The organism is Desulfosarcina sp. (assembly GCF_055467485.1).
Map to the genome: position 1 here is coordinate 1 of NZ_JBUOIV010000121.1, position 5,597 is coordinate 5,597.

The 5,597-nt window shown below is 56.5% G+C and carries 8 protein-coding genes; 6 read left to right on the forward strand and 2 right to left on the reverse strand.

The annotated features are described in order from the left end of the window. Positions 1 to 921, reverse strand: a 921-nt coding sequence (argJ, locus tag ACZCED_RS24690) for a bifunctional glutamate N-acetyltransferase/amino-acid acetyltransferase ArgJ (protein WP_464862094.1), incomplete at its 3' end; no start/stop codon positions are given. A 185-nt stretch (positions 922 to 1,106) separates the two neighbouring features. Between argJ and ACZCED_RS24695 the strand changes: the two genes are divergently transcribed. From ACZCED_RS24695 to truA, 3 genes are read left to right on the forward strand one after another with little or no spacing between them, the layout of a single operon-like run. After that, on the forward strand, positions 1,107 to 1,286 hold the full coding sequence (locus ACZCED_RS24695; RefSeq protein ID WP_464862095.1) for a dual CXXC motif small (seleno)protein: 180 nt from the start codon (positions 1,107 to 1,109) through the stop codon (positions 1,284 to 1,286). Positions 1,287 to 1,291: 5 nt separating this feature from the next. Beyond that, positions 1,292 to 2,209, forward strand: a complete 918-nt coding sequence (locus ACZCED_RS24700; RefSeq protein ID WP_464862096.1) for an AEC family transporter — start codon at positions 1,292 to 1,294, stop codon at positions 2,207 to 2,209. A gap of 16 nt (positions 2,210 to 2,225) precedes the next feature. Next, a complete protein-coding gene (gene truA / locus ACZCED_RS24705) occupies positions 2,226 to 2,984 on the forward strand; it encodes a tRNA pseudouridine(38-40) synthase TruA (protein WP_464862097.1) in 759 nt (252 codons plus the stop codon). Positions 2,985 to 3,167: 183 nt separating this feature from the next. On the opposite strand, the gene ACZCED_RS24710 is transcribed toward truA, so the two are convergent. Further along, positions 3,168 to 3,368, reverse strand: coding sequence for a hypothetical protein (locus tag ACZCED_RS24710; RefSeq protein ID WP_464862098.1), 201 nt, complete (start codon positions 3,366 to 3,368; stop codon positions 3,168 to 3,170). A gap of 234 nt (positions 3,369 to 3,602) precedes the next feature. Here ACZCED_RS24710 and ACZCED_RS24715 point away from each other — a divergent pair, with 234 nt between their 5' ends. The 3 genes from ACZCED_RS24715 to ACZCED_RS24725 all read left to right on the forward strand — a co-directional run. After that, on the forward strand, positions 3,603 to 4,148 hold the full coding sequence (locus tag ACZCED_RS24715) for a sensor histidine kinase (RefSeq protein ID WP_464862099.1): 546 nt from the start codon (positions 3,603 to 3,605) through the stop codon (positions 4,146 to 4,148). Positions 4,149 to 4,194: 46 nt separating this feature from the next. Beyond that, positions 4,195 to 4,614, forward strand: a complete 420-nt coding sequence (locus ACZCED_RS24720) for a response regulator (protein ID WP_464862100.1) — start codon at positions 4,195 to 4,197, stop codon at positions 4,612 to 4,614. Between the two features lie 151 nt (positions 4,615 to 4,765). After that, on the forward strand, positions 4,766 to 5,597 hold an 832-nt coding region (locus tag ACZCED_RS24725; protein WP_464862101.1), incomplete at its 3' end, for an MMPL family transporter.

Here is a 5,597-nt window from a genome sequence, read left to right on the forward strand (position 1 = left end):
GGCATCTTCGCCAAAAAAGGCGGTTTTTACCAGGGGCGAGTGGGCAATGGTATCGGCGATTATTCTGGCCTTCTCATCGGATGGCGCTCCACGGACCGTCAAATGGACCACTTTGGTGACCCCCTCGCCATCCTTGACCATCTGCCGGGCCAGGTCCATGCACAGATCATCCAAGAGCCGCTGGAATCCGACTCGATCGGTGTCCGTTTCGATCCTGGCCCCGGAAGCGCCGTTGGCCATGAGAATCACCGTGTCATTGGTGCTGGTGTCGCCGTCGATCGTGATGCGGTTGAAAGAAGCGTCCACCGCGCGCTTCAGCGCCGGCTGGAGGTCGGAAAGGGCAATCTCGGCGTCCGTGCAGATGAAACAGAGCATGGTGGCCATGTCCGGTCGGATCATGCCGGCGCCCTTGGCCACGGCGGCGATGCGATAGGCGACGCCGTCCACCGAACCTTCGCGCGCCCCGGTCTTGGGCCGGGTGTCGGTGGTCATGATGGCGCCTGCCAGGTCGGGCAGCCCGTTTGGATCCAGTCTGCCGGCCAGTGCGGGCAGGGCTGCTTCGACCTTATGGATGGGAAAAGGGACGCCGATCACACCGGTGGAAGCCACCAGCACCTGATCGTCGGGCAGGCTCAACGCCCGGGCCGCCGCATCAGCCATGGCGCTGGCGGCGGCCATCCCCTGCGGGCCATTGGCACAATTGGCATTGCCCGCATTGACGATCACCGCCCGGGCCATACCGGACTTCACCCGCTCCCGGTCCAGCGTCACGGGGGCCGCCTGGACGCGGTTGTTGGTAAACACCGCCGCCACCCGGGCCGGCCGGTCGGATACCAGCATACCCAGATCGAAGTTGCCGTTTTTCTTGATGCCGGCGGCCATGCCGCAGGCCGTGAACCCTCTGCAGGTCAGTGGAACCATGTCGATGTCCTTTTTAAGTGTTGGCTTTTCATTGCTTAAATATCGGCCGTTGTCAATCGGGTAAAAGCGCTAACAGCCCTTGCAAACCGCAGCCATATGGCATAGAAAGCGCCTGTCTGCACGATTACACCGATGTGCCGTATGCTATTGGAAAAACAAGTTGGCGTACAACCATGGAGCACCTGATGGATAAAAAGCCCACATGTGAGAATTGCCGCACCCCCCTGACGCTGAAACGCACGTGACGGTCGGTCATTCTCCGCTGCACGGGTTGCGGCGCCGAATACCCGCTGGCCAGGTTCATCCATCTCATGGACGACGCCCTGGAGCAGCAACTGGCCGATCTCCGTTGTGACAGGATATAGTCGCCATGATGATCCTCAACAACCTGTTCCCGGTGTTTGCGCTGATCGGTCTGGGCGCCCTGCTCAAACGCCTTACATTGACCAGTGAAACGTTTCTCAGGTCCTCGGACAGGCTGGTGTACTTCATCTTTTTCCCCGCTATGCTTTTCTGGAAGATCGGTTCAGCCCCCTCGGTGGACAACGGCGCCACCGATCTGATTGCCGCCGCCATATGCGCCGTAGCCGTCGTCTACCTCGTCAGCGCCGTCTGCCTGAAGATGTTCAAGGTGTCGGATTTTGCAGCCGGTTCCTACTCACAAAGCTGCTACCGCTTCAACACCTACGTGGGAATGGCCGTCGTATTGAACGCCCTCGGTGAGACGGGCGTATCGCGCTTCGGTATCCTGATCGGGTTCATCATTCCCATCGTCAACGTGCTGGCCGTATCCACCCTGATCTGGTACTCCGGCCAGGCCATCGACACCCGTGAACGGTTGCGCATCACCCTGCGCGCACTGGTTTCCAACCCGCTGATCATCGGCTGCCTCGCCGGCATGGCCTATTCCCGGTTCGTCGGCCAATTTCCGGTATTCCTGGACAACACCTTTCGCCTGGCCGCCATGGTGACGCTGCCCCTGGCCCTGCTCTCCATCGGCGGCACCTTGACCCTGAAGAACCTCAAAAATTACCTGGGACACGCATTTTTAGGCTCCGCGATCAAACTGCTGGTCCTGCCGGTCGTCGGCTGGTTTTTTCTCAAGGCCGTTGATGCGTCACCCTTGTCCTTTCAGGTGGGTATGCTTTTTTTCAGCCTGCCCACCTCCACGGCCATCATCGTGCTCTCTTCCCAGCTCAACAGCGACATTGAATTTGCATCCGCGGCCATCGTCCTGTCCACGCTGTTGTCTTTCTTCTCCATGAGCGCCGTGCTATTGACTTTCTAATTCCCGGGAGCGATGCATGTCGGCAGAAACAACCGAGAAAACATTTAAACTGGTCATCGAATACGACGGAACGAATTATCACGGCTGGCAGCGGCAGAAAAAAGACCGCACGGTTCAGGAAACCATCGAAAAGGCACTGGCAGTCATGACCCGGGAAAAAGTGACCGTCATCGGCTCGGGCCGCACCGATGCCGGCGTCCACGCCTTGGGCCAGGTGGCCGGCTTTAAAACCCGCTCCCGTCTGGATGCCCGGGCGTTTTTAAACGGGCTGAACAGCCTGCTGCCTGGTGACGTGGTCGTCCGCACCTGCGACGCGATGCCCGACACCTTCCACGCCCGCTTCGATGTGACCTCCAAAAGATACCGCTACCATATCCTCAACCGGCCCATCGCCCCGGCCATCGGGCGGCAGTTCGCCTGGCACATCCGCAAACCCTTGGACATGGCGGCGATGTCCGAAGCCGCCATTGTTTTCCTGGGCACGCATGATTTCAAGGCGTTTGAAGGCACGGGCAGCCCCCGGGACCACTCCACCCGAACCGTAACCGATTCGACCCTTAGGTCAACCGGCCACGGCGACCTGACATATGACATCCGGGCCAACGGGTTCCTGCGCTTCATGGTGAGAAATATCGTAGGCACGCTGGTGGAGGTGGGCCTGGGAAAAATCGGCAAGCAGGACGTTGGAGCAATCCTGCAGTCTAAGGACCGTTCACGAGCCGGGGCCACGGCGCCACCTCAAGGCCTGTTCTTGATGGATGTGGCATACGAGTGAAAACGGGTTTACCCGTAATGAGCCCCGGACACCAGCCATAGCGGCGTCAACCCAGATTCCACCATCGCATCAGCCGCATTTTCACGGGTTGACGGAATGTCTGATTCGTTCTTGACACCTATTCTTCAAATGGATTAGTATAATCTCATCCTTCTGAATCCATTACCAATTTATGCCAACTTACTAAAGCGACACCTCTTGGGCCGACTGGCATAGGGACTGAATGTGTTCACCCGCGGCAAGACAAAACGATGCGCAACGCGAAGGCTTGCGGACCGACATCTTCAAGCGCAGGTTGAGAAATACCCCCGACTCATCCAGGCGGGGCAGCGCATCACCTCCGAATTGAATGTTGACGCGCTGTTCGATGTCATATCCGATCAAGCCGGCAAGCTTCTGAATGTCGAACGATGCTCGATATTTTTAGTCGATGAAAATGAACGTAATCTTTTCTCGTTCGCCGCCTCCGGCATGGAGTCCGATCAAATTCGATTTTCTACCGACCAGGGTATGGCCGGATGGGTCTTTTGCAACAAAACCCCCCAGGTCGTCAACCGCATCAAATCAATTTTGGATTCTGAACCAGAACGCATCGAAACCATCAGGGTCGATCTCTTCATGAAAGATATCCATGATCAAGCCGCCGATATGATCCGGAATCGACACCTGAAGGTTACACTGGCCGTCGAAGACGAGCTGTACATAAAAATGGACAAAACGATCCTCAAAAAAATCGGTGACGGCCTATTGAAAAATGCCAATGAAAACACCCCCGACGAGGGAACCATCGCATTGCGGGCCGGGGCCACAACGGACGATATTTTCATGGATTTTCGCGATTACGGCATTGGCATTTCATCGGAAAACAAGAAGCATATATTCAAAGGGTTCTTTCACACCCAACCGACCCGGCACTATTCATCCAAAACACCATATGCCTTTAATGCCGGTGGCACGGGAACCGACCTTTTGCGAATGCGGACCTATGCGGAACGGCTTGGGTTCAAAATCAATTTTTCGAGTCAGTGCTGCCGATTCATACCAGGTGATGCCGTTGCCTGCCCGGGCAGCGTATCCTTGTGCACCAATATAACGTCTGAGATGGATTGCATGGCTTCAGGGGGCAGTCTGTTCACGGTCAGGTTCCCCAAATGGGGTGCATGATTAACAATCCATCTTTATGATGAACCGGGAAAGTGAGAATGCATCGATGAAAAAGAGAGCCACGCTGCAGGGGAAAAGGATCCTGGCCGTCGACGATGAATACGACATTCTGGAATCGATCCAGGAAGTATTGGAAGGCTGCGACATCGACACCGCGCAGGATTATCAGACGGCAGTGGAAATGCTCAATGCTAACGTCTACGATCTGGCCGTACTCGACATCATGGGTGTTCGAGGCTACGATCTGCTGAAGATCGCCAAAGCCAAAAAGGTCCGTGCAGTCATGCTCACCAGCCATGCACTCAGCTCCGGCAACTTCGCCAAATCGATGGGCGGCGGTGCCGATGTCTACCTGCCCAAGAACAAGCGTCGAATTGGACGTAGTCCTGGAAGATGTCTTGAACGAGGATCACCAAAAGCCCGGAGTGCTCGGCAAGTGGTTCGATCGAGTCAAGGGTTACTATGAAAAGAAATTCGACCCCGGCTGGCTCGAGGAATACAAAGGCTCCTGGCACTAGCAGGGTCCGGGTGAGACCAGGCGGTTGCACATGGGCGATGGCGATCCTTGTTTTCAAACCGTCGATTCGATGGCAACGGCAATCAGGATGGTGCACGAAATGACCAACAATCGTCTTCGTCAGCTTGCTAAATCCCTGAATCCGGTTGATTGCGTTCAAACGGTACTGCAGCACCGCAGGATCGCCCTTGCCGCCATCGCCGCGCTGACGCTCCTGTTCGCCGCATTCATCCCCCGCCTGGCATTCAAGACGTCCATACACGACCTGATCATCGAGGATCTGCCCGAAAACGCCCAGTATAACGCATTCAAGGCGGTCTTCGGATCGGAAGAGATCATCCGCCTGGTGGTCAAGTGCAGCGATGTGTTCGATCCGCTTAACTTTCAGAAGATTGCCCAGCTGGAAGCAGCCGGAAAAAAGATCGACGGTGTTCAGCGGGTCATCGGACTGCCGGGCATCAAGGAGGCAGTGGACCTGTCCGGCAACTGGCCCATGGAGAAATTCGTGGCCTTCGTCTCCGGGGTTGCGCTTTTCAAACACAATCTGATCGCCGACGACCACAACACCACGTCGATCACCCTGGTGCTCGAAAAAGATGCGGACCAGGAGGAGGTCATCGATGCCGTTGATCGGATGATCCGTGAGGCCGACAAGGATATCCGACTCTATCAGATCGGCATGCCGCTGATTTCCCAGGCACTGGCGCAATTCACGAAAAGGGATTTCCTGCGTCTGCCGCCGATTACCTTCCTGTTGATCGCCCTGGTCCTGTTCCTGCTGTTCAGGAATGCGGCCTTCACGCTGATTCCGCTTTCCTGCGTCAGCCTGTCTCTGGTCTGGACCTTCGGCATCGTATCCATGCTTCATGTGCCGCTGTCGATCCTGACCATGATCGTGCCGGTCTTTTTGATTGCCGTGGGTACGGCCTATT

Coding starts and splice junctions, on each gene's coding strand:
- ACZCED_RS24700 (WP_464862096.1), top strand. CDS start 1,292: ATGATGATCCTCAACAACCTGTTCCCGGTGTTTGCGCTGATCGGTCTG.
- truA (WP_464862097.1), top strand. CDS start 2,226: ATGTCGGCAGAAACAACCGAGAAAACATTTAAACTGGTCATCGAATAC.
- ACZCED_RS24715 (WP_464862099.1), top strand. CDS start 3,603: ATGAAAGATATCCATGATCAAGCCGCCGATATGATCCGGAATCGACAC.
- ACZCED_RS24720 (WP_464862100.1), top strand. CDS start 4,195: ATGAAAAAGAGAGCCACGCTGCAGGGGAAAAGGATCCTGGCCGTCGAC.